The following is a 23,698-nucleotide window of genomic DNA, read 5'->3' as shown; positions in this document are numbered from 1 at the left end:
ATTATGAATTGGAGAGTTTATATTCTTGCCGCTACTACCTTTGCAGTAGGATTGGTGGAATTAATTGTTGGTGGTATTTTACCAAAAATTGCAGAGGATTTAAATGTGTCCTTAGCAACAGCGGGACAATTAATTACAATTTTTGCTCTCGTCTATGCAATATCTGCGCCTGTCCTTTTATCATTAACCGCAAAAGTGGAAAGGAAGCGCCTTTATCTTATTTCTTTATTCATTTTTACTTTAGGTAATGTTATGACTTATTTTAGTACGACATTCACGACAGTCATGATTGCTAGAATTTTTACCGCGATGAGTACAGCATTGGTTATTGTTTTGTCATTAACGATTACAACAAAAATTGTTGAACCGAGACATCGTGCAAAAGCTTTAGGTCTTGTTTTCGTAGGTGTAAGTTCGGCACTTGTAATCGGTGTACCAATAGGGATATTTGTTACAGAAGCATTTGGTTGGCGAGCTGTATTCTTAGGCATAGCTTTTCTTTCAACTTTATCAATGATTCTTGTTGCATTTCTGCTTGAAAAAATGCCCGTTGTAGAAGTTGTTCCATTAAAGGCTCAAATTAAATCATTAGCAAATTTAAAAATCTTTAGTGCACAATTAACAACACTGTTTATGCTAGCTGGTCATTATATGCTATATGCTTATTTAACACCATTTTTAGTAGAAGCATTTGATATGAACGCCTCTTGGATTAGTATTTGTTATCTAATCTTCGGGATAGCTTCGGTCAGTGGTAATGCTCTAGGTGGTTGGTTAAGTGATAAAATTGGTACTGGTAAAGCAATTTTAATTGTTGTATCAACGTTTGCCGTAGTATTATTTAGTATCCCTTATACGATTGTCGCTTTACCACTCTTTTTAATCGTTACAGTTTTTTGGGGAGCACTTAGCTGGGCACTTACACCTCCATTACAAAACTATTTAATACAAATTGATCCAAAAACATCTGATATTCAACAAAGCTTAAATACAGCTGCATTACAAATCGGTATTTCCATAGGTTCAGCTGTTGGTGGAGCTATGTTTACTGTTACAGGGTCTGTTATGCATTTAGCTAGCTTCGGTGCCATCTTAGTTTTATGTGCTTTAGGCTGTGCTATTTTCTCTCTAAAAAGAGCGCCAGTTTCACATGAGACTGAGCTAGGGCTGAAATCAGCTCACACCAACTCATAGTTTTTTGGATGAAATATCCAAAAAAAACTACTGAAAAAGAAGGACAATGATAGCTAGAGATAGAATGTAAGTTTAGAGGAGGTTGGTAAATACATGCAGATAGATTTAACAGAATTTAAAGGTTCGAATGTAAAAGTTGTCGCAACGATTGATCAGACGCTTTATAGGAATGTGGGTGCTATTATTTTATATGAAGAGGATTCACACACTTTATCTGTACGAAAACTAAAACGAAAAATCGCTGATCACTATATACCAACAGACGAACTCGAAAACTTTTTGTTTGATTCTCAAGCTGATGCTATAAAATTTACTCATAAACTTACTAGAATGAGTGCACTCGATTATTTATTAGTAGCGAATAAAGAGAAATAATAAAATAATTGTAGGACTGGCCTATTTGGGAGTCTATGCATGTGACAAAGGCATTTGGAGTAGCCATATTCCAAATGTCTTTTTTAGTGGTTATAGCTAGCAAGAGCAGATTATTGTGACCAATATGGCTTAATCGTCATCGCGAATTTATCCCGCATTAACGGCCCATAAAAGCCCGATTGGTGACAGAGGGCGATGAAGAAAATCCTCTCTGATTAAAGTTTCATTTTGTATTATATGTTCACCTATTAAACAAATAATTAATTTCTATATCGATTATTATCATACTGGAATAGGACAAGGAATAGATTGTTGTAGTTAAAGTATTTTTAGGGCTCGAGTAGATAGAGAGTCTGATGATTCAATACTATTTTTAGGATATATAAGTTTCTCTCTGCCTAAGATAGATAATTCAAAGGGGTCTACTGATGGGAATCTAACTTATTAACTAATAACAGCATTTTCTCCTGAATTTAGTCAGTGAGAAATCAGGATAGTGTAGATGCTGTGAGTTACTTAATCGGCATGATTGTCTAATAATTTCAAATGGAGGGGGAATCGAATGTCAGAATATCATCAACAATCATCAGCTGAAGTGATGAAAACTTTGAACGTGACAGATCAAGGATTGAGTGATTATGACGTTCAAAAGAGGCAAGAAGTATACGGCTATAATGTATTAGAGGAAGGGAAAAAAACAAGTGCATTCGCCGTTTTCTTTGGGCAGTTTAAAGATTTATTAGTCATTATTTTAATCATCGCTGCTTTCGTTTCATTTTTATTAGGAGAAGTAGGAAGCACCGTCGTGATTATGATTGTCGTCATATTGAACGCTATCCTAGGCACTGTACAGCATGTCAAGGCAGAACAGTCTTTGGATAATTTAAAAGCCTTAACCTCTCCAATTGCCAAAGTAATGCGAAATAATCAGCTCATAGAGATTTCTTCTGGAGATATAGTCGTTGGAGATCTTCTTTATTTGGAGGCTGGCGATTATATAAATGCAGATGGGAGATTATTAGAAAGCCATAATTTGCATATCAATGAAAGCTCGCTGACAGGTGAATCAATTGCTGTAGCGAAAAGTATCGATCCTATCAAGGAAAGCAATGTAACCGTTGGTGATAAAAAGAACATGGTCTACTCTGGAAGTTTTGTGACAACTGGTCGTGGTATTGTCATGGTTACAGCTATCGGAATGCAGACTGAAATCGGCAAAATTGCCAATTTACTCGATACTGCGAAAGAGAAGAAAACACCTTTACAAGTAAGTTTAGATCATTTCGGAGAAAAATTAGCTTTAGGGATTACGTTAATCTGTTTAGCTATTTTCGTGATTGACCTTATTAGAGGACGTGCGCTTGTAGAATCGTTTATGTTTGCTGTTTCACTTGCCGTGGCAGCAATTCCAGAAGCATTAAGTTCGATTGTTACCATTGTGCTAGCTTTTGGGACACAAAAGATGGCAAAGCAAAATGCCATTATTCGAAAGTTATATGCTGTTGAAAGTCTTGGAAGTGTATCTGTCATTTGTTCAGATAAAACAGGAACATTAACTGAAAATAAAATGGTTGTTCAAGAGGTCTATGTGGATGAAAAAGTGATTCCGCATGATCAGCTATACACTGAAAATGCAGTTGAGAAAGACCTTATGTTAAAGGCAATATTATGTAGTGATGCTGTGGAAAGGGACGGTAAGGAAATCGGTGATCCTACTGAGGTTGCACTCATAAAATTAGGGAAGCAATATGATTTTGACGAATTGCTGGTAAGAGATTATTATCCAAGAGTGGCCGAAATCCCTTTTGATTCAGATAGAAAGCTCATGAGTACTGTCAATACTATCAATCAACAATCTATTATGATTACAAAAGGAGCATTAGATGTCCTTCTGCCTAAAATTATAAAAGTCGAAACGTCAAAAGGTATATTCAATATAACAAAACAACAACGCCAAAAAATCGAAGCAGTAAATCGTGAATTTTCTATGAATGGGTTAAGGGTGCTAGCAGTTGCCTACAAAGAGATAAGGGGACATCAAGCAATCGATGTAAGGGCTGAAAAAGATTTAATCTTTGTTGGTTTAGTCGCGATGATGGATCCTCCAAGACAAGAATCTAAAGGAGCGGTTGAAAAATGTATAAAAGCTGGTATCAAACCGGTGATGATTACAGGGGATCATAAAATTACGGCAACGGCTATTGCCAATCAAATCGGGATTTTAAATGATCCCTCTGAAGCGATTGAAGGGCATGAAATAGAAGGCTTAACAGATCAGCAGCTTCAAGAAAAGGTTAACGATTTTTCTGTTTATGCTCGAGTAACACCGGTTCAAAAAATTCGTATCGTGAAAGCGTGGCAAGAAAAAGGGCATGTCGTCGCCATGACAGGAGATGGTGTTAATGATGGCCCTGCGCTAAAACAGTCCGACATTGGTGTGGCAATGGGCGTTACCGGCACAGAGGTCGCGAAGGATGCCTCCTCTATGATACTAACGGATGATAATTTTTCAACGATTGTGAAGGCTATTGCAAACGGTAGGAGTATTTATACGAATATTAAAAACGCTATTTTGTTCTTATTATCTGGGAATGCAGGTGCCATTTTTGTTGTTTTATATGCAACAATATTAGGCTTACCAGTTCCTTTTGCGCCTGTGCATCTATTATTTATTAACTTACTAACAGATAGTTTACCGGCAATTGCCATCGGTCTAGAGCCGAACAATAAAAAGACAATGAAGGACAAGCCTCGAAATATTCATACACCACTATTAAATAAAGCATTTACTACTCAAGTGGTGCTCGAAGGATTACTAATTGCCATTTCTACAACTGTCGCCTTTGAAATCGGATTGTCAACGGGTGATACTCTAACGGCGAGCACTATGGCATTTACAACATTATGCTTGTCACGATTAGTGCACGGCTTCAACTCCAGATCTAAAGAATCTATCTTCGCCATTGGACTATTTTCGAATAAATACACTTGGCTTGCATTCTTAATCGGTTTTTTAAGTTTACACGCAGTATTGTTTATTCCAATGCTTACAGGTGTGTTTGAAGTGGCCACATTAAGTACCGCACAATTAGGCTTTATTTATGCCCTGTCTGTGCTACCGTTCATCGTGAATCAGTGGTATAAGCTGTTGTTTGTGAGAAGTCGATAATGAGGGAAAAATATTTAAGAGGCTGGGGCATAAGTATATTTTTAAAGCAAAATTAAAAAATTCCACATCAGAAAAAGCGCGAGAAATCAACGTTTCTAAAATTGATTTCTCGCGCTTTTTAAGTTGTCTCAGCCTTTTTGTAACACTAAATTGTTGTAGGAGCCAGTAACCAGCCTTTGTCATTACTGAGTCGTATTAGCTTTGCTCCCAGTATGGCATACCTCATATGAAGTTCACCATATTTTGCAGTATGCTTCTTCTTAACAGACATTGCTAAAGCTTGACTGACTGAAATAACCGAAGAAGCTATATTCATTGATAAGATAGTGCTGATTTCTGTATCATTAATGGCTTTTTTTCCTCGGATATTGCCCATTTTTAACTGTCTGTAGTCGATTGATGTAGTAGGAGCAAGTACCCCATTTTCCTTTAATAATGCTGTTAGGTGTTTATTTTCTTCTTTTAAACATTTCACAAAATCCGCGATAATAGCCTTCAATTTTTTATCAACGGCGTGCTTAAAAAATGCATGATTTGAAGCAATATAGCCATTATTGACGCCGAGCTGTGTCCAAAGCTTAAAAATTTCCTTAAATCGTAATGTTGCTAGATTCCCATTTGCCAATTCCATAATTACACATCCTAATTCTTGTTCATTAATTATGAGATTAGGATGTGCTGACAAATGAAATTCTAATCATTTTTTACAATAAAAGGGTCTGACAATCGTAACGTAGGGGTGATTGCGTTTTCCAGGGGGTGTCCGATGAGTCGCTCATAGTGTTGATAAAAACTGAAATTGTTCCGATAAAACGAGAAAATATTCCGATAAAAGCTAAAATTGTTCCGATAAAATGAGATTTTGTTCCGATAAATCTTCAAAGTCTTCATTTAAAAATGAATTCATCACAATACGTATTCCTGTCAGATTGTAGACAACGCTACTCCTGATTGTATAAGTCTGCATGAAGGTTTAATAATTCTGAATTTTTGACGGTTTAATCAAAATTATAATGCTATTTCGCTTCAGCTTGTCTACTAAAGATGAGGAGCTGTTAATTTTTCACGGAGAGTGGCGACTCCTGCGGGATTAGCTTGCGCTGAAAGCCCCAACTCGGAGTGAAAATCAACTTTTGCTTATTGTTACACTTTATTTATTTTGTAGATAAGCTGAAAGGTTTATTCCTTTAATTTCTTCCTTTTAAAGCTATTAATAGTTGTCTTTAATGCAGCAAAGTTTCCAATAGCTGCGTAACCATAAAAAAAGCCCATAAATATTCCTGCGATAAGATTATGTCTATGGCTAATGAAGATAGAAATAATCAAGCCAATAGCAAGGGCGATCGCGGGAACATATTTAGGCTGAACATGCATAAATACCTTAATTAGCTGTGTAATAAGTAACACAGCTGGAACGGCTATTACAGCATCCCAAAAATTTGTATGGATCACTGGGAATAATTCCATTTTCTACACCTCTTTTAGTAATAACGAAGCTATGACTTTAACATATAGATTTTCCTTTTTATTTATTTTTATGCAATGAAAGGTGTAGAGCTTATGATGTCGAGTCATACACTCGTATGAACGATTACGATTTTTTCGTTTTTTGACTGTTGCTTAATAATATGAGCCATAAGGATTCATATATGGATTTTGATATGACGGATATGGGTTCATAAATTGTGAAGGTCTATACTTATTTTTATGTTTATGATGAGGATCTTTTTGCTCCTTTTGATCTTTTTGATTTTCCAAAGTTGATTTTACACGGTTGCAGTCTTTAGGTGGACCAATATATGTTGATGGCACAATGGGCGCAATTGTTTTCTTCCACTGAGTTTCATCTAAACAATACGTGTGAGCCATAACGTTGGAAGGTGTAAATTTCAATATATCTGAACCTAAAATTACTTCGGGAGTTGGCGCATCAAAAATAGCCAGTAAATGCGTGTCATTCTCAGTAGCAATTTCATAATGCCACCATCCTTGCGGTACATTGGCGACTTGGCCAGGCTCGAGCGGATAGTTTTTAATCTCTTTTGTAAAGGGATTAAATATAGAAATAATGGCAGCACCAGAAATACAATAAACAAGTTCTGCTGCATTTTGATGATAGTGAGGCTCTATCACCTTATTTCTACTTAGAAAAATATCAAGCAAAGATATATTTTCTAACGTATTTAATTGTTCTACACTTAGAATATTTATAAAATTTCGATCATCTTTTTTAAAAAGAGTGCTGTCATTTACATCAGAGGTGAACTGAGTTGATGGTGAAGTATAGTCAATATTTGAGCTAATACTTACATCCTTTCTCTACTTAATTTTCAATACATGTCTTAAGCACAGAATATGTACAAAGCTATTTTAGGCTTACACGAATGCCCAGTTTATTTGTCCTCTCAATGCCTCCTTAAAATTGATAAAATTACCTCTTCTAATCAGAAACATACGTGCGTATAATAATTCACGAACATTTGTTCTATGATAAAAACAGCTCTGCTATACTCATCTGATTTTTTATGGGAGGAAAGGAAAGCTCAGGCATATAACAGAGCTAGCGAAAAGGAGCAACTAGGATGAAAGAACAGTTAATAAAAGCAATGCAGCGTCAACAAGTAGTTAGCATGATGTATGTAGCCAAGTCTGGTGCCATTACGAAAAGGCGTGTGAAAATCATAAAGATTGTTGGTGATTCGTTTACAGCATTTTGCTTTACGAGGCAGGCAAAGCGTACGTTTATTATTAACAATGTTCTAGTAATAATGCCTGTTACGCATCGGAAGCGTGGGGTGATATGAACTACGACAAATCTGCCGCGCAAGGATATTTTTTGTATGGACATGAAATGCTTTTACGCAAGCTGTATTGCCATGCTAGAAGGTTTAGATGTGTTGAAAGCCTCATTGCAGTTATTGGTAACTTTGAGCAGCCTGGTAGTATCGTACTGGCAACCTCGCCAATGATGAAATTTAAAATCAAAACGGTAAATAGACGTTTATGTTCGTATTTTTTTAGGAGATAAATTAAACCAAGCCTTAAGGACTAACGATTTTGACTAAATAGAGATACAATGTGATGAAGAAAATAAACACTGGAAATTGTATGTTGAAGTTAACAAGGCTCTTACTATATCGGCTAAATCATCATTCAGCAAACCTAGATTAGATAATAATACATATAGCATTTGTGATTTGTGTATTTGCATTTGTTGCAGACCTTGTTAGACTATTAATTAATAATGAGAATCATTATTAATTAATAGTCTTCTAGGCAACATCTGATCAGAGTATTTCATGGGAGCCATATTGACTGTAAATAGACAATTATGTATTGGATACTTGTGTGTAGCCTGAGTGATCCCAAACAAATAGTCGGTTAGGCTGATATCTAGAGAAATAGATTTGTTGTTTGGCATTAATGAAAGTAACCCAGATGTACAATATTTGGATAGGGAGCAGGTGCATTATCATGATAGATTTGGATAAATTAGCCGAGATATTTGCTAGAGGTTTCTATGATATAGAAGGTGTTCACCGTTTAGTCATCCAGCCGAAAAGTATACTAAGTGAATTTAGGGCTGTCCGGCATGGATTTCTTTTTGTAATTCGTGGAGAGGGTAGAATGAGTGTGAATGGAACTGTCTATGAGTTACATCCAGGCTCAGTAATTCATGTGGCTCCAGGCATGCAACTGGACGCGCAAGTTACAAGTCAATCAGAGTATGAGTACTATTTACTGTTTTATAGATTTGACAAGTTAGACGAAGTATATAGCGGTCATGAATGCGACTCTCATTTCAAACTGGAAGCGGGAGCAAATCCGAGAGTGCTAGAATTACTTATCATGCTTCATCAGAATGCCAATACACTTAGAGGGATTGGAAAGCTTCGTGTTAAGGAGTTATTTTTAAGTGTCATGCATCAAGTTTTGGTGGGATGTAAGCATCGAGAGAGTGGAAGTTCTCCAAGTGAAAGGGTGATAGAGGAGGCTATTGCATACATACACAGGCACTATATGAATCCGTTGACACTCGACGAGTTGGCGGAGCTGCATGCAATGAGTCCTAAGCGCTTCTCCTACTTCTTTCACAAATATACTGGGCTTCGTCCAATCGACTATCTTATCAACTATCGTATGGAAAGAGCGAGCGACTTACTTAAAGTAAGCAATTTTCCCATCCACGATATCGCTATTAGTGTCGGTTACGCCAATCCGCTATATTTCAGTAGAGTGTTTAAAAAGAAATTTGGTGTGTCTCCCTCCGCATACATACATAAATTAGATAATCATATAAATTGAGTTACTGATTTATATATTACGCCTGCAACTGGTGATGAACCTAGAGTGCAGGCTTTTTCTCTTTTGGCTCATTCTTTTCTTCCAGCCCTATCCTTCATGTCGGCTAAATCATCATTCAGCAAACCCGGATTAGATAATAATACATATAGTATTTGTGATTTGTGTATTTGCATTTGTTACAGACCTTGCTACACTATAATCGATAATGAGAATCATTATTAATTAATAGCCTTTTAGAGGTAACATCTGATCAGAGTATTTCATGGGCGCAAAACTATTTTTACTATATGGGAAGGATTGGTAATATTGACTGTAAATAGACAATTATGTATTGGCTTAGTCTTATCTGCTTGGTTGAAAGGAGGCGACTGGCGGCGCCCAGACAGCGGTGTGGAAAAAATGGGTTCAATTGACCCTTATATTGATTTGGCAAAGATGGCGGAGAAGTCAAAGCTAGATTTTCTTTTCAGGGCGGATTATCTTTTTGTTAGTCCACAGATGCTTGGCGATTCCGCTAATTTTGGTAGCCCTGACCCTACTATGATATTTGCAGCGATTGCTCGTGAAACCGAGCGGATTGGGCTAGTAACGACTATTTCTACGACTTTTAATCCACCGTATGTTGTTGCTAGACAGCTTCAGTCTTTGCATTGGCTAAGCAATGGACGTGCTGGCTGGAATATTGTCACTTCTATTGAAGGGGCCGAAAATTTCAGTGAGTCACCTATGCCTTCACCTCAAGAAAGATATGCGAAAGCAATTGAATTTACTGAGGTTGTACGCAAACTCTGGGAAAGTTTTCCGAATGAAGCCATTGTTATTGATCGTGAGTCAGGCATGTTTTCTGATAAGGATAAGGTTTCCCCAATTAATCATTCAGGTGAGTTTTTTAGTGTTAAGGGACCACTTACTTTGCCTGCCCATAAATCGGGACCAATTCCTTTATTTCAAGCAGGTGCGTCGGATACAGGACGAAATTTCGCCTCTTCAATAGCGGATGCTATTTTTGCAGCGATGCCAGACCTTGAATCGGGAGTGGAATTGCGAAATGATCTGAGAAGAAGAGCTATCGAGCATGGGCGCGATCCGGACGCCATAAAAGTTTTGCCAGGTTTATATTTTTTCTTGGCGGAAACTCGTGAGGAAGCCCATGAACTACATAAGGCTGCACACGCACATTTGACTATTGAGCGCAGACATGCATCGCTTAAATCAGTACTGGGTCTTGATTTGAGTAGCTTTGCATTGGATTGTCCCGTAACTTCGGATATGCTTCCCGATCCGAATCAGCCAGTCCGCAGCCGAACACATGCTGAGCTGTTGCGCCGGTATATTACAAATCATCAGCCTACAGTAGAAGAGGTATTAGCAAGGCCGGAGGTTGTCGGGTCTGCTCACTGGGTTTCCGTTGGAACGGTTGAAGACGTATTGAACGATATAATTGAGCGATTTGAGGCTGGAGCTATTGACGGATTTATAGCTATTCCGGGTGGTTCAGAAAAATCTTTGAAACTATTTTTTGAAAAGCTGATGCCGCGATTGGTTGAAAGAGGTTTGTTCAGAAATGAATATACGGGTATCACCTTACGTGAGCATTTAGGGATTAATACTACTGATCATTATGATAGGGATACTGTTTTGAAAGGGGTTCCGGTGAAGAATGAATAAAAAGTTTATACTAGCTGGTTTGATAGCATCATTCATGATTGTTTTGGCTGCATGTGGAGGAGGAGACAAACCGAGCAAATCAAGCTCAACCTCCGGCAGCAACGGAGATTCAGCGCAATCTCAAGTGGACAATACAGGAACAAGCGAAACAAGAACAATTGAGTATCTCGGTGAACAGTATACCGTTCCACAAAAAGCAGAAAAAATTGTGATTGGGGCTATGGAAGCAATGGAAGATGCGGTAATGCTTGACGTTCATCCAGTAGGGGCAATATCGGTAGGCGGAAAGTTTCCAGAAATGTTTGCTTCGGTAACGGACAAGGCGGAATCAATCGGTGAAAAAAGACAACCTAACTTGGAGAAGATATTGCAATTAGAGCCAGACGTTATTTTAGGTTCAACCAAGTTCCCAAAAGGAGTGGTGGAGAAATTGCAAAAAATTGCTCCCACTATTTTGGTGTCGCACGTTTCTACAAACTGGGAAGACAATTTGAAATTAATGGGTGAATTAACTGGAAAGCAAGGTGAGGCAGAAAAAATTCTATCCCAATATAAAACAGATACACAAGCAGTAAAAGCATCGTTAAAAGAAAAGCTTCAAGGTAAAAAAGTAGCCACTGTTCGTATTCGCGGAGGGCAAACTTACATTTTTGCGAAAAATGTAGACTTTAACCCTTTTTTATACAATGACATTGGTTTAGAAATGCCAGAACAGATAGGCATGGCGAAATTGCAAGATGCGATCTCTGTCGAGCAATTGGCGGAAATGAATCCAGACTATTTGTTTGTGCAATTCTCTATGATTGATAACAAAGATGCGGAAAACGCATTCGAAGACTTAAAGAAGAATCCAATTATCCAAAATATTAATGCCTTTAAACTCGATCACGTATATGTCAACGTGGTTGATCCGCTTATGGAAGGAGGCCCTGTTTATAGTCGCATCAAGTTTTTAGAAAGTGTGCAAAAGTATCTGAACAAGTAATGGAATGGAGCAGGGAGGAATAAATCGTTATTAAGTCATAAGTTTGTTCTAATTGTCGTATTATGCATTCTGTTCAGTGTGACAATAATCGTATCTCTTTTCTATGGTTCGAAATCCATGAGTTATGAAATGATGTAACAGGCACTTTCTCATTTTGATTCAGAGAATATGGAGCATTTAATCATTCAAACATCGCGCCTTCCGCGTGTGATAGGGGCGCTATTGGTTGGCGCCTTCATGGCGGTATCAGGAGCTTTAATGCAGGGGATGACAAGAAATTTTATCTTGCCTCCCCTTCGATTATGGGCGTGGCCGCTGTTTAGTAGGGATTGCCTTTAGTTCAGGCTTTGGGGTCATTACTCTTTATATTTCATTAAAGATGGACCCACAAGATTTTGAAATGGCGACTGTTTGGTTATCAGGCAGCCTTTATAGTACGACTTGGATTCATATATTAACGGCATTGCCATGGATAATAATTTTAACGCCAATCATTTGGTGGAAATCGCACAGACTTAACCTATTAAATTTGGATGAGGTATCAGCCATAGGAATAGGTTTAAATAAAGACCGGGAAAGAATGATTTTTCTTTTATGCTGCGTCGGGTTAGTTAGCGCATGTGTATCTGTAGCAGGAAGCGTTGGATTTATTGGCTTAATTGCCCCTCACATGGCTAGAAGACTAGTCGGTATTCATTATAAATATGTAATACCTGTCTGCGGAGCAATCGGCATGCTTATGGTGTTAGTCGGGGATTTTATCGGAAAGACGATCTTTGCTTCAGCTGAACTGCCTGTAGGCATTGTGATCTCCGTTATTGGTGTTCCTTATTTCGTATACCTGTTGTTTAAAAAAAGAAAGTAGAGTAAAGAGAGAAGGAAGCCACTCGTTGTACAAAAAAAGAAGTGCAGAAGAAATTGCAATTAAAATTAATCTGCTAAGACTAACGACAAGCTTATAACAAAATAAAATTTTAGGTGGATTATTTATGTCATTAACAGTAGAAACACAGCAAACAAAAGTGATTAAAACTACTCCAATATTAATTTCTTTCTTAATTGCTGGTTTCATTGGATTGTTCAGTGAAACGGCTTTAAACATGGCTCTCGGGGATTTAATACAAGTATTTTCTATTAGTTCTTCCACGGTTCAATGGCTGACAACAGGTTATTTATTGACCTTGGGGATATTAGTTCCTGTCTCGGGTCTCTTACTTCAATGGTTTAGTACACGTCAAATATTTATTGTGTCATTGATTTTTTCAATTATTGGGACACTAGTCGCAGCTCTTGCACCAAGCTTCGAAGTATTAATGTTTTCTCGAGTGATTCAAGCTATAGGTACGGGATTATTGCTGCCTCTGATGTTTAATTCGATCTTATTGATTTTTCCCGTCAATAAGAGAGGTGCAACAATGGGACTAATAGGGTTAGTCATTATGTTTGCACCCGCAGTTGGACCCTCAATCTCAGGATTAATTCTTGAAAAACTGACTTGGCATTGGATTTTCTGGGTTTGTTTGCCTTTTCTGATTCTTGCGTTGATATCGGGTATAGTGTATATGCAGAATGTATCAACCATAACTAAACCCAAAATTGATCTATTATCTATTATTCTATCTACGATTGGTTTTGGAGGAATTGTCTATGGCTTTAGCAGCGCGGGTGAGAATGGCTGGGGAAGTACGATTGTGATCACGATGATTATTATAGGTCTTGCTGCACTTACCTTGTTTTCTTTGCGACAATTAAAAATGGATAAACCGATGCTTGATTTACGTGTATTAAAATATCCAATGTTTACTCTAGGTTTATTGGCCGTATTTATTTGCTTCACGGTAATAATGTCCACGATGATTTTGTTGCCATTATATTTGCAAACAGGACTAGCATTGACTGCATTTACCGCGGGGCTTGTTTTGTTGCCAGGTGGTGTGCTGAATGGATTAATGTCCCCAATCACAGGTCGTATCTTTGACAAATTCGGACCAAGAGGACTTGTTATACCTGGATTTGCAATCATGCCTATCATGTTATGGATCATGTCAAACGTTACCATTGAAACGCCGGTTAGTATGGTGATTGTGATGCACTCCATTCTATTTTTAGGTGTATCGATGGTTTTGATGCCTGCTCAGACAAATGGACTAAATCAATTGCCTAAAAATCTTTACCCAGATGGTACTGCTTTAATGAATACATTACAGCAAATGTCGGGAGCAATTGGCACTGCAGTTGCGATTACGATTATGTCCGCTTCTCAGAAAAGATATATGAACAATATGACTGATCTATCTGACCCTTCTTCAATTAGAGCTTCATTAACAGCGGGAGTACAGGACTCCTTTATATTCACTCTAATTATAGCTATGGTTGGTTTAATTATTTCCTTCTTCATCAAATCTTCTCGCGTTAAATAGTAGCTGACATCATAATGCAAGGATAAAAATAGAAAAACATCTGCAAATTCTGTATTGTTGTAAATCCTAACCAAACAAAATCTTTGGTGAATCTGTTATAAGGATAATCAATTATGCAGTTAATTCAACATGTAAGTTCTAAAAATTTACAATACCATTTGTATTAGAAAGAATTAGAGCTGTAGGAATCTATTGAGAAACTCCCAAGATGTTGGGGAATTACAGGACTATAAATCAGCTTTAGATCAATAAAAAAGACTGATCTAAAAATTACCACTTCTAAAAAAGAACGTTTGTGCGTATAATATATACGAACGAACGTTCTTTTTGTTGCGGAGGGAGTAAAAACAATGAAAGATCAGTTAATAAAGGGGATGCAACACAATCAGTTAGTAAATATGATGTACATTTCAAAGTATGGAGTCATCACGAAAAGGTATACCAAAATAATTAAGATAATCAATAGCGCACTTTTATTTTCGATAATGTTCTTGTTATTGTTCCATGTCTATAAAGAACGAGGGATGATACAGAGCTGAATGTTTTTATTAACAAAATTGATAAGAAAATTATGAAGGATGGATTGGGGTATTTTATTGATCAGTTAAGTATAATCTCTCTTGCAAGTGCATTAGAAGAGAATAATTTGCTTTATAAAAAAAGGTAGATGCGATTCAATTTGTGGAAGTTAATCCTTTCAGTAGGGACATAGGTAGAAATTGAAAGTCTAGATATAGTGATTAGCCAATTTTAAAAATTGCGAGAGGTAATGGGAGGAAACTACGATGAGAGAACAACTGATTAAAGCTATGCAGCGCAAACAATTAGTGAACATGATGTATGTAGCAAAAGATGGTTCCATAACAAAAAGGCGTGTAAAAGTCATTAAAATTGTTGGTGATTCATTTCAAGCATTTTGTTTTACAAGACATGCAAAACGTACTTTTTTGATCAGTAATGTTCTAGCCGTTATTCCTTTTGTTAGTAAGGGGCGTGAAGTTGTTTGAATTATGAGAGTATGCCCAATAGACCTATTATGTGTATCGATATGAAATGCTTTTACGCCAGTATCGTAGCGATGTTACATGGGCTAGATGTTTTAAAAACGCCAGTTGCAGTAGTAGCAAATTTTAACCAACCAGGTAGCGTAGTGCTTGCTGCATCCCCCTTAATGAAAGAAAAATTTAGTATCAAAACTGGTAGTCGTCGTTATGAAATACCTAAACATCCTGACATTAGATTGTTTGAGCCTAAAATGAGTTTCTTTATTCAAATGTCGATGACGATTACAAAATTGATCTCTAATTACGTCCCAGTTGATGCTATACATGTGTATAGTGTAGACGAAAGTTTTGTTGATTTAACTGGCACTGAAAAGCTTTGGGGTTCACCTGAAGAAGCGGCTAAGGAAATACAAAAGGCTATTCTTGACCAATTTAATATACCTAGTGCAGTAGGTATGGGACCAAATATGTTAATAGCCAAATTAGCTTTAGACCTTGAAGCAAAGAAAACAGGCTTTGCTAAATGGACGTATGAAGATATTCCAAAGAAATTATGGCCAGTTCGACCCCTTTCTAAAATGTGGGGAATCGGTAAACGGATGGAAGCAAATCTCAATGCTATAGGGATACAAACAGTCGGTGGTTTGGCTAATACAGATCTAAAAGAATTAGAAAAGCGCTTTGGTGTAATGGGCAATCAACTCTATTACCATGCATGGGGAATCGATTTATCCAAATTAGGGGAGCCGTTAATAACAAACGGAGCTTTAAGTTTTGGGAAGGGCCAAATGCTGATGAGGGATTACCATACACGTAAAGAGATCTCTGTAGTGCTCCTTGAAATGTGTGAGGATGTAATGAAGCGAACGCGGGATGCAGGTTATGTTGGTCGTACAATTAGTATGGGTCTTTCTTATAGTCGAAACGCTATGACCAAAGGATTCCATCGATCTAAAACGATTGAAGTCCCAACAAGCGAAACACTTGTGATGTATAGAACTTGTATTGAATTACTAGACGAACACTTTGCAGGAGAGCCTGCACGTCAGTTATCAGTTAGAATATCCAACCTGGAAAGAGAGCATAGTATCCAATTAGATTTATTCGATGATCGTAAGCCACAGCGTCAAATAATCGGTCCTACAATGGATGCAATACGCAACAGGTTTGGAGCTACCTCAATATTAAGAGCGGTTTCTTTCACAAAAGCGGGTACAGCTATTAATCGAGATCGCTTAGTTGGTGGTCATTTGGCATAGGAGTGATTTATTTATGATACAAGACAGAGGTAATATTAAATGGGCATCGTTGATGTTGCCGGAGCATTTAGAACTTCTTAGAGAGTATAAACAAGAGCGTACAGAACAGCCAAGAGAATTGACTGAGTGGGAACTGGAAGAACTACAACAAACAATTGATCAAGCTTTTAATCAGCAATTGGACATAAAATTAGAAGTGTGGAAGGACTACAAAATCACACAATGGACTGGAATAATTAAATCGATGAATACTAATGAACTCATACTTGAAACACTACTTAACACGAAAAGTATTCCAATCCAAAGTATTCAATCGGCCCAACTGGATACTGATTATTATGATTAAACCCGACGAAAGACAGTTACTTCATAAGTATCTTTTATTAGAGCTAGCAGTTAAATCATTGCAGGTTGACTATTGTAAATTAGAGCAATTTAAAATGAAAACGGTATTTCTTCCAATGATGGATTCATTGCTAAAGGATTTAAGACAAGAATATTTTAACCTCAAACGAGAACTTGCACAAAAACGTATACGAGTAGTAGGCTGGCAGCCAGTAGATGAATACTTTAGTGACGTGCAAGTTGCCACTGCAGGTAATGATGTAGTACTTCGTTATGCAAATCAAGCCCTTAAATCACAGGTGGAAAAGTTGTTGATTAATCATATAAGTGTTGCTTTAGAATAAAGATTGATTAAAAAGTTTTCTTCAACCTTTATTTATTAGCAAATGCAAAAACTCCATTTTGAAAAATGATTGATCAAAATGGAGTTAATCGTTCTAACTAAGTATGAGATTTTTATAAAAATGATCCTTATTCAACTAAAGCTCCCTGTTAGTTGAACAAGGTTTTGGAGTTTCAGCCTAAAAATCCAATTATTTAGCGAAGTTCCTCTACCTTTACCTTTAGTTTTATATCCATAGGAAACCCTTCTTCTTCTACTAGGTAAGATATGACATAAGCACCTTCAGGGAATCCGTCAAATACCTTCTCATAACTTTCATTACTTTTTAAAACACCATTTGCTATATTTGTTTCTTTATCTAGATTTTGAACTTTGTATAAAAAGCTTTCAGTACCAGTATTTAATAAGGTTATTTTAAATGGACTATCACCAGAATGAGTAAAATAAGATTCACTTTGACCTATAGGAGACGCTATCTCTTCATCAATCGCAAGAGGATAAAAACCTCTTATTGGTTCTTCTTTCCCCATATCCGTGACATTTAAGATAACAGGTTCCTTTTTTACAACTTCTGTAACTTCTTCTGACGCTACTTTTAAAGATGGTTCTTCTGTTTGAGAGGAAAATGCATCACACCCTGATAAAAGTATAATAAAAGTACTTATACAAGCTATTTTATAACTTCTCATAACTTCTCCTATCCAAATAGTTAATAGTTATAATAATACCATAAATTTCAGGTTATTATGACATCTCCCACTGATTTGACTACGTATAATTAATGTGAATTACATTTCCTTTTGGTGGATACCTCGTTTTCTGAATATGTACTATTTGAGTATATAACATGTTCTCTCAATTTTCTCTCTAATGAGACAAAAAGGGGCGAAAGCACTCCTTTTTCTTCTTATTGACAAACCTTCTTGTCACAATTTACTGATACAGTAAGTTGGTGAACCAAAGAAAGAAGTTAAAGCCTCCGGACGCAATTATGCCTCGGCAAAGTTGATTTGATTAAAGGGTTTTTAATCGAATGTATTGAAAAGAATATACATACTATAGTCTGGAGGGGTTAAAATGATTTTCGAAATGACTACTCAAGTACGCGTATCTAATATCAAAGAAGGGCAAAAATGGTATGAAACACTGTTAAATAAGAAACCGGATTTCATACCACACGATGGTTTTGTAGAGTGGGAACTCATACCTGGTTGTTGGTTACAAGTAGCAGAGGGGAATCTTACTGAAGGAAACGGTCCTTTACGTTTAGGTGTTACAAATATCGAAGCTGAAAGAGAAAGACTTATAAAAGAACTTAACATTGATAACTTTGAAATTTACTCAAGACCAGAAGTTTCAGCTAAATGGGGAACATTTACGGACCCTTGGGGAAATCATCTTGGATTTTTTGAATACATGGATAAGACTGAAGAACAAGCACGGATAAAAGCTATTATCGGAAAAGCGGAGGTTTAGGTATTGTATTAAAGGGCTTTTACGTCAAGGGGTTTTTTTGATTTGGTGGTGTTTATTGGGGAATCGTTTTATTTTTTGTGATATTTTTCTACAACTTTTTAAGACCAAAAATGAATTTAATAGAAATGAAACTAGTAGAATCCACTTTGACTCAAAATCGTGTCCTTTGAAGTGTCGGTTCGACCCCGACAACCGGTATCTTTAGGTTTATTTACGTTACGATTAAAAAGTTTAGAAAGTTCATAAACCTTGATATGATAGGGTTTATGAGCTTTTTATATTTCCTGAAAATACGATAAAAAAAGATAAAAATTGATTTTGTTTTAAACAAATATTACACATAATCAAATTTGTTTTACACAAGTTTTTACACAAGCTGTTATCCAAAAAGGGTTTTATGAAAGATTGTAGAATTCTTTTAAAAAATATGTTCAAAGGGGGATGAAGATGGAATTTAAGAATTATTTGATGCAGGAGTATAATATTAGCGAAAGTTCTGCAAAGGACTATGTAGGGCGTTTTAACGGTATTATCAATAGAGGGTTGTATAATGGAGAAGATAAAATGACTAACACTCTAAAAGAAGCTATTGAAAAAGAATTTCCAAATTCAAAAAACCATTATTTCCTTACACTTGAAAGGTATATTAAATATAAAAAAGAGAATAAACTAAAAGCTCATGTTTAGAAAAACAAACGTGGGCTTATGATGAATTAGTGTACTTGTGCAATATGAGATGTTAATTACTACTTGTTATACATTTCTGTAAAAGTTTCGAATGCTAGTTGATCATTTTCTTCAATTGTTTCTTTTATAGTAAAACCTTGATACATCAACGTTTCATAACAATCAAATATTGTGCGGCTCATTCTTGTAATCTTGGACTGAGCCGCACATGCCATTCATGATAGATTAAGAGCTGTATATTATTAAGGAGGATTTACATGATTAGACATGGTGGAGAACTAGAAATAGAAAAATACAATTTTCATTTTTCTGAAAATGAGTGTAGTGTTAAAAGAAATGGCAAATGTTTCTTTGATAATGAAAACGAAAAAAAATATTCAGAACTACCGGATACACCTGAGCGTAAACAGCGAGGGGATTACATGTACTGTCCTTATCTAGCAAAAACATGGCTGCATGGTACAAATCAAGGAAGTTTTAATCCTATCAAGATAAATGATGAAATGCAATTCGAAGATGGACGTCATAGATTTTGTATTACTCACAAATTAAACCAACCATTTATTTTTATTGATTCAGCAGTATATAAAAATCTTGAAAATATAAGTGGGAACTTAGAAGATGAAATTCATTTGGAATCCTTGAACATCATTAATGAAATAGAAGAGAACATAAAGCCTATTATAAGTGAATTTCCTGATGAATTATATTACAAATCACTTGAAAGTTTTCTAAATGCACGTGACCAAGCCTGTTCTATGTCTAAGGAAATAACTAAAAAACTCCTAATTAATATATCAAAATTAAAGTGTCCGAAGTGTGAGGCTTTTTTACCGATATCGGCTAGAGACATACGGAAAGGAAGATTTTCCTGCACAGATTGTGGTGAATCTTACACATTAATTGTTAAAGAGGACTTGTTTACATAACTTAATTTTCTATTCTTTTGTAACAAGGAACAGAAATGGGATAGGTAAAAATAAACCTGTATAACTCAAAATAAAACTGCTCATATTTTTATTACATTGGTATACAAGAACTGTCTTTAGCTACGGCATTTTATTTTGTCGTAGTTTTTTCTTTGTACATTTTTTAATCACTTTATTTTGAAGAAGTTATCAATAGCTGCTACGACTTCTGGAGTTTTTCTACGAGAGTCGAGAGAAATCCTGTTTTTACTTTATTCAGAATATTCAATAAATGTATTGACTTAAAAAAGAATGTCATTTAGAATTTGATTAAATTCCGATAATAGGAATATGTTACGATAATCGGAATAAAGGGGTGTGGATTTTGAAAGAAAGGCTTTACATTGATGGATGTTGGGTAGAGGCTGAAGTTTATGCCGATTTGTATTCACCTTTTTCAAACGAGAAAATTGCAGAGATTCCACAGGCTTCTTTAGAGCAGGTTGATGATGCTATCCGAAGTGCAGTGAAAAATAAGCATGAGATTGCTGAGATGACAACCTATGAACGAGCGAGAATTTTAGAGAGATTAACAGTATTGCTTACTGAAAAAAGGGATGAGGCAGCTACATTAATTGCTCTTGAATCAGCTAAGCCTTTGAAAACAGCATACGGTGAGGTTGATCGTACGATCGAAACATATAAGTTTTCGGCAGAGGAAGCAAAAAGAAATGTTGGAGAAATCATTCCGATGGATGCTGCGAAAACAGGCGCGGGCAGATTTGGTTATACACAAAAAGAGCCTATAGGAGTTGTTGGGGCTATTACGCCATTTAACTTCCCAATGAATTTAGTTGCACATAAACTAGGTCCTGCGATTGCTGTAGGTAATAGCGTTATTTTAAAGCCAGCTACTCAAACACCGTTATCTGCTTTCTTTATAGCAAGACTTTTAGAAGAAGCTGGCTTACCAAAAGGAGTTCTCAATGTTGTTACGGGCAGAGGTTCCCTTGTAGGAGACCGCATTGTAACGAGTGACAACGTAAATATGATTACATTTACAGGTAGTCCAGAAGTAGGGAAAGAAATTATTGCCAAAGCAGGTCTAAAAAAAGTGAGCTTAGAATTAGGATCCAATGCAGGCGTCATTATAGAAGATGCACCAGATTTACAGAAGGTTGCCCACGAGTGTGTAATAGGAGCTTATTCAAATCAGGGACAAGTTTGTATCTCCTTGCAGCGAATTTATGTGATGGAGCACTTATATGATGAATTTTTGGAACATTTCCGTAGTGAAGCAGCCAAACTTGTTTGTGGTGATCCGCTAAAGGCAAATACTGATGTTTCTTCACTTATTTCAGCTAAAGATTTAACAAGAAGCATGAATTGGATTGAAGAAGCTAAGCAACAAGGGGCTAACGTGTTAGCAGGGGGTATTATTGAAAATAATGTATTAGTTCCAACTATTTTAACGAATGTTGCCACAACATCAAAAGTAAGTTGTCAGGAAGTATTTGCACCGATTGTAACTATAACACCGATCGAGTCTATTCAAGAAGGAATTGCTCAAGTAAATAATTCTAAATATGGATTACAAGCAGGTATTTTCACACAAAACATTCATACTGCATTTGAAGCTTCTAAAAAGCTACAAGTTGGTGGGGTGATGATTAACGATATTCCAACATACCGTGTAGACCAAATGCCGTATGGTGGTGTAAAAGAAAGCGGTAACACTAAAGAAGGTATTAAATATGCAATGGAAGAAATGACAGAAACAAAATTAATCGTATGGAATCAAAATTAATGGAGGATATATGATGGTACTTAAATATGAGAGAAACAATAGTGGTAAAACAACAAATGCTATGCGTATTGCATTGTCATTAGAAAGACACGGGGTCAAATATCTTTTCGGCCAAAGCAACCCGCCTACTGTAACATTGGCATGCGAAGATATTGGCATTGAGCAAATCGGCTACCGTCAAGAAAATGCAGGGACATATATGGCGCAAGCATATGCGATGTGTACAAATTCGATCCCAGTCGTTACTGCACAGCATGGACCAGCTGCAACATTATTAGTAGCAGGCTTAGCAGAAGCGCTAAAAGCATCTTATCCAATCGTTGCTTTAGTAGAGGAAGTTTCAAGAAACGATGAAGAGAAAAATGCTTTCCAAGAAATAGATCATTTAGAGCTATTTAAAGGAGTATCAAAATGGATTAAGCGTATTCCAACTGAGGCTAGAATAGAAGATTATATTGACATGGCATTTAAAACAGCAGGATCTGGGCGTCCTGGGCCAACGGTATTATTATTACCAAAGGATATTATTACAGATTCGAATGAGTATCCCATTAATGAAAGAAGAACGCAAAGCTATGGTACGTTCCCATTAGATCGTACAATTGCAGATACATCTAAAGTTGAGTTAGCTGCTGAATGGTTAAGCCAAGCAGAAAATCCATTTATTTATGCGGGTGGTGGCGTCATTTCTTCCAACGCCATGGATGAGTTACGTGCTATTCAAGAAGAGTTTTCGATTCCTGTTGCTACTACAACAATGGGAAAAGGTGCAGTTGATGAAAGGCATCCATTAACGATTGGACCCATTGGTTATTATATGGGTAAACGGGGAGTTAGCACACATTTAAAGCCAATGGTACAGCAAGCAGATGTCATTTTACTAGTCGGCAACCGCACAAATCAAAATGGTACAGATAGTTGGTCATTGCTCCCTGAAAATGCTAAATACATTCATATTGATATTGATCCAATAGAAATAGGTAGAAACTATGAATCATTAAGACTAGCTGGGGATGCTAAATTAACTTTACAAAGCTTGAAAATACAATTACAAAACAGATCTGTAGAGAAAAGAGCGAGTAAACGAGCTGCGATTGAACAACAGATACAACAGTCTCGCAAAAAGCATCAGCAAGATATGCAATCAATTGTTACACAAACGACAGGCAAAATTAAGGTAGAAAGATTTTTATATGAAGTAGAAAAGAGTTTAACAGATGACCATATTGTTGTAGCGGATGCCAGTATTTCTTCTGTTTGGAATGCCAACTACTTAACGGCAACAAAAATGCGTAAATTTATTTTCCCGCGTGGCTTAGCTGGTTTAGGATGGGGCCTGCCAATGGCAATGGGGGCAAAACTAGCAAATCAACATAAGAAAGTATTTTGTCTTGTTGGTGATGGAGGATTTGGACACGTTTGGAGTGAGCTTGAAACATGTAAACGTCTTGGTATTCAAGTAGTAGTAGCTGTAATTAATAACGGTATTTTAGGTTATCAAAAATATGCGGAAAGCGTGATGTTTGGTAGATACACAAATATATGTGATTTTTCATTTGTTGATCATACTAAAGTAGCGGAAGCTTGTGGTATTACGGGTATTCGAGTAGAGAAGATTGAAGAAATTGCACCAGCCATTGAAAAAGCTTTTAGCTCAAATGAAAGCGTTGTCATTGATTTGGTGTCGGATGATCATAACATTCCTCCTGTTGGAGTTATGGATTCATTACAAACAAATGCGTAAAGCAAAGGA

General features: G+C 36.5%; 22 protein-coding genes and 1 pseudogene. 19 read left to right on the top strand and 4 right to left on the bottom strand.

The genetic code is table 11. The features are described 5' to 3' along the window. The first annotated feature begins 3 nt into the window (after positions 1–3). The 3 genes from FJQ98_RS15285 to FJQ98_RS15275 all read left to right on the top strand — a co-directional run bounded on the left by FJQ98_RS15285 (position 4) and on the right by FJQ98_RS15275 (position 4,738). Positions 4–1,194 carry an MFS transporter gene (locus FJQ98_RS15285; protein ID WP_053597274.1) on the top strand — a complete coding sequence of 397 codons (1,191 nt, stop codon included), beginning with the start codon at positions 4–6 and terminating at the stop codon, positions 1,192–1,194. Positions 1,195–1,287: 93 nt separating this feature from the next. Then, positions 1,288–1,569: a hypothetical protein gene (locus FJQ98_RS15280; protein ID WP_053597273.1), complete on the top strand. Its 282-nt coding sequence runs from the start codon at positions 1,288–1,290 to the stop codon at positions 1,567–1,569. A gap of 562 nt (positions 1,570–2,131) precedes the next feature. Next, entirely contained in the window at positions 2,132–4,738 is a 2,607-nt protein-coding gene (locus tag FJQ98_RS15275) for a cation-translocating P-type ATPase (protein WP_053597272.1), read from the top strand. A 145-nt stretch (positions 4,739–4,883) separates the two neighbouring features. Here the strand turns inward: FJQ98_RS15275 and FJQ98_RS15270 are convergent, their stop codons facing one another. The 3 genes from FJQ98_RS15270 to FJQ98_RS15260 all read right to left on the bottom strand — a co-directional run bounded on the left by FJQ98_RS15270 (position 4,884) and on the right by FJQ98_RS15260 (position 7,042). Then, a complete protein-coding gene (locus tag FJQ98_RS15270; RefSeq protein WP_053597271.1) occupies positions 4,884–5,369 on the bottom strand; it encodes a DUF3231 family protein in 486 nt (161 codons plus the stop codon). Positions 5,370–5,917: 548 nt separating this feature from the next. Next, on the bottom strand, positions 5,918–6,205 hold the full coding sequence (locus FJQ98_RS15265; protein WP_053597270.1) for a hypothetical protein: 288 nt from the start codon (positions 6,203–6,205) through the stop codon (positions 5,918–5,920). A 153-nt stretch (positions 6,206–6,358) separates the two neighbouring features. Continuing rightward, positions 6,359–7,042 (bottom strand): cupin domain-containing protein, encoded by a 684-nt coding sequence (locus tag FJQ98_RS15260; protein WP_053597269.1) that lies wholly within the window; start codon positions 7,040–7,042, stop codon positions 6,359–6,361. 278 nt (positions 7,043–7,320) lie between these two features. Between FJQ98_RS15260 and FJQ98_RS15255 the strand changes: the two genes are divergently transcribed. The 11 genes and pseudogenes from FJQ98_RS15255 (at position 7,321) to FJQ98_RS15210 (ending at position 17,068) form a co-directional block, all read left to right on the top strand. Beyond that, complete coding sequence (locus FJQ98_RS15255; protein ID WP_053597268.1) at positions 7,321–7,542, top strand: transcriptional regulator; 222 nt, start codon at positions 7,321–7,323, stop codon at positions 7,540–7,542. 670 nt (positions 7,543–8,212) lie between these two features. Next, entirely contained in the window at positions 8,213–9,043 is an 831-nt protein-coding gene (locus FJQ98_RS15250; protein WP_053597267.1) for an AraC family transcriptional regulator, read from the top strand. A gap of 306 nt (positions 9,044–9,349) precedes the next feature. Beyond that, positions 9,350–10,711: an NtaA/DmoA family FMN-dependent monooxygenase gene (locus tag FJQ98_RS15245; protein WP_053597266.1), complete on the top strand. Its 1,362-nt coding sequence runs from the start codon at positions 9,350–9,352 to the stop codon at positions 10,709–10,711. Then, positions 10,704–11,696, top strand: coding sequence for an ABC transporter substrate-binding protein (locus FJQ98_RS15240; protein ID WP_053597265.1), 993 nt, complete (start codon positions 10,704–10,706; stop codon positions 11,694–11,696). Before FJQ98_RS15245 ends, FJQ98_RS15240 begins: the two co-directional genes overlap by 8 nt. A 117-nt stretch (positions 11,697–11,813) precedes the next feature. Continuing rightward, a pseudogene (locus FJQ98_RS26865) lies at positions 11,814–12,007 on the top strand (iron chelate uptake ABC transporter family permease subunit); the annotation flags it as partial. A 68-nt stretch (positions 12,008–12,075) separates the two neighbouring features. After that, positions 12,076–12,561, top strand: a complete 486-nt coding sequence (locus FJQ98_RS15235; protein ID WP_053597264.1) for a FecCD family ABC transporter permease — start codon at positions 12,076–12,078, stop codon at positions 12,559–12,561. A 124-nt stretch (positions 12,562–12,685) separates the two neighbouring features. Next, positions 12,686–14,116 carry a DHA2 family efflux MFS transporter permease subunit gene (locus FJQ98_RS15230; RefSeq protein WP_053597263.1) on the top strand — a complete coding sequence of 477 codons (1,431 nt, stop codon included), beginning with the start codon at positions 12,686–12,688 and terminating at the stop codon, positions 14,114–14,116. Between the two features lie 785 nt (positions 14,117–14,901). Further along, entirely contained in the window at positions 14,902–15,123 is a 222-nt protein-coding gene (locus tag FJQ98_RS15225; protein WP_053597262.1) for a transcriptional regulator, read from the top strand. Next, positions 15,120–16,379 carry a Y-family DNA polymerase gene (locus FJQ98_RS15220; protein ID WP_082340448.1) on the top strand — a complete coding sequence of 420 codons (1,260 nt, stop codon included), beginning with the start codon at positions 15,120–15,122 and terminating at the stop codon, positions 16,377–16,379. Before FJQ98_RS15225 ends, FJQ98_RS15220 begins: the two co-directional genes overlap by 4 nt. Positions 16,380–16,392: 13 nt before the next feature. Further along, positions 16,393–16,725 (top strand): YolD-like family protein, encoded by a 333-nt coding sequence (locus tag FJQ98_RS15215; protein WP_053597261.1) that lies wholly within the window; start codon positions 16,393–16,395, stop codon positions 16,723–16,725. Then, on the top strand, positions 16,718–17,068 hold the full coding sequence (locus FJQ98_RS15210; protein WP_053597260.1) for a YhjD family protein: 351 nt from the start codon (positions 16,718–16,720) through the stop codon (positions 17,066–17,068). Before FJQ98_RS15215 ends, FJQ98_RS15210 begins: the two co-directional genes overlap by 8 nt. A gap of 193 nt (positions 17,069–17,261) precedes the next feature. On the opposite strand, the gene FJQ98_RS15205 is transcribed toward FJQ98_RS15210, so the two are convergent. Beyond that, entirely contained in the window at positions 17,262–17,756 is a 495-nt protein-coding gene (locus tag FJQ98_RS15205) for a hypothetical protein (protein WP_053597259.1), read from the bottom strand. A 388-nt stretch (positions 17,757–18,144) separates the two neighbouring features. On the opposite strand from FJQ98_RS15205, the gene FJQ98_RS15200 reads away from it, so the two are divergent. The 5 genes from FJQ98_RS15200 to FJQ98_RS15180 all read left to right on the top strand — a co-directional run bounded on the left by FJQ98_RS15200 (position 18,145) and on the right by FJQ98_RS15180 (position 23,689). Next, positions 18,145–18,543, top strand: coding sequence for a VOC family protein (locus FJQ98_RS15200; protein WP_053597258.1), 399 nt, complete (start codon positions 18,145–18,147; stop codon positions 18,541–18,543). Between the two features lie 447 nt (positions 18,544–18,990). Then, complete coding sequence (locus FJQ98_RS15195) at positions 18,991–19,230, top strand: hypothetical protein (protein ID WP_053597257.1); 240 nt, start codon at positions 18,991–18,993, stop codon at positions 19,228–19,230. A 257-nt stretch (positions 19,231–19,487) separates the two neighbouring features. After that, positions 19,488–20,159: a hypothetical protein gene (locus tag FJQ98_RS15190; RefSeq protein ID WP_053597256.1), complete on the top strand. Its 672-nt coding sequence runs from the start codon at positions 19,488–19,490 to the stop codon at positions 20,157–20,159. 364 nt (positions 20,160–20,523) lie between these two features. Then, entirely contained in the window at positions 20,524–21,945 is a 1,422-nt protein-coding gene (locus tag FJQ98_RS15185; protein WP_053597255.1) for an aldehyde dehydrogenase family protein, read from the top strand. Positions 21,946–21,955: 10 nt separating this feature from the next. Beyond that, positions 21,956–23,689 carry an acetolactate synthase catalytic subunit gene (locus FJQ98_RS15180; RefSeq protein ID WP_053597254.1) on the top strand — a complete coding sequence of 578 codons (1,734 nt, stop codon included), beginning with the start codon at positions 21,956–21,958 and terminating at the stop codon, positions 23,687–23,689. Positions 23,690–23,698: the final 9 nt, after the last annotated feature.

It is taken from the genome of Lysinibacillus agricola (genome assembly GCF_016638705.1).
Classification (GTDB): Bacteria; Bacillota; Bacilli; order Bacillales_A; family Planococcaceae; genus Lysinibacillus; species Lysinibacillus agricola.
Note: the sequence above shows the minus strand (reverse complement) of the source record. Positions and strands in the feature narration are given on the sequence as shown.

Excerpts from the sequence above, each read along its gene's own strand:
- FJQ98_RS15285 (WP_053597274.1), top strand. The coding sequence starts at position 4 with ATGAATTGGAGAGTTTATATTCTTGCCGCTACTACCTTTGCAGTAGGA.
- FJQ98_RS15280 (WP_053597273.1), top strand. The coding sequence starts at position 1,288 with ATGCAGATAGATTTAACAGAATTTAAAGGTTCGAATGTAAAAGTTGTC.
- FJQ98_RS15275 (WP_053597272.1), top strand. The coding sequence starts at position 2,132 with ATGTCAGAATATCATCAACAATCATCAGCTGAAGTGATGAAAACTTTG.
- FJQ98_RS15270 (WP_053597271.1), bottom strand. The coding sequence starts at position 5,369 with ATGGAATTGGCAAATGGGAATCTAGCAACATTACGATTTAAGGAAATT.
- FJQ98_RS15265 (WP_053597270.1), bottom strand. The coding sequence starts at position 6,205 with ATGGAATTATTCCCAGTGATCCATACAAATTTTTGGGATGCTGTAATA.
- FJQ98_RS15255 (WP_053597268.1), top strand. The coding sequence starts at position 7,321 with ATGAAAGAACAGTTAATAAAAGCAATGCAGCGTCAACAAGTAGTTAGC.
- FJQ98_RS15250 (WP_053597267.1), top strand. The coding sequence starts at position 8,213 with ATGATAGATTTGGATAAATTAGCCGAGATATTTGCTAGAGGTTTCTAT.
- FJQ98_RS15240 (WP_053597265.1), top strand. The coding sequence starts at position 10,704 with ATGAATAAAAAGTTTATACTAGCTGGTTTGATAGCATCATTCATGATT.
- FJQ98_RS15235 (WP_053597264.1), top strand. The coding sequence starts at position 12,076 with ATGGACCCACAAGATTTTGAAATGGCGACTGTTTGGTTATCAGGCAGC.
- FJQ98_RS15230 (WP_053597263.1), top strand. The coding sequence starts at position 12,686 with ATGTCATTAACAGTAGAAACACAGCAAACAAAAGTGATTAAAACTACT.
- FJQ98_RS15225 (WP_053597262.1), top strand. The coding sequence starts at position 14,902 with ATGAGAGAACAACTGATTAAAGCTATGCAGCGCAAACAATTAGTGAAC.
- FJQ98_RS15215 (WP_053597261.1), top strand. The coding sequence starts at position 16,393 with ATGATACAAGACAGAGGTAATATTAAATGGGCATCGTTGATGTTGCCG.
- FJQ98_RS15210 (WP_053597260.1), top strand. The coding sequence starts at position 16,718 with ATGATTAAACCCGACGAAAGACAGTTACTTCATAAGTATCTTTTATTA.
- FJQ98_RS15205 (WP_053597259.1), bottom strand. The coding sequence starts at position 17,756 with ATGAGAAGTTATAAAATAGCTTGTATAAGTACTTTTATTATACTTTTA.
- FJQ98_RS15200 (WP_053597258.1), top strand. The coding sequence starts at position 18,145 with ATGATTTTCGAAATGACTACTCAAGTACGCGTATCTAATATCAAAGAA.
- FJQ98_RS15195 (WP_053597257.1), top strand. The coding sequence starts at position 18,991 with ATGGAATTTAAGAATTATTTGATGCAGGAGTATAATATTAGCGAAAGT.
- FJQ98_RS15190 (WP_053597256.1), top strand. The coding sequence starts at position 19,488 with ATGATTAGACATGGTGGAGAACTAGAAATAGAAAAATACAATTTTCAT.
- FJQ98_RS15180 (WP_053597254.1), top strand. The coding sequence starts at position 21,956 with ATGATGGTACTTAAATATGAGAGAAACAATAGTGGTAAAACAACAAAT.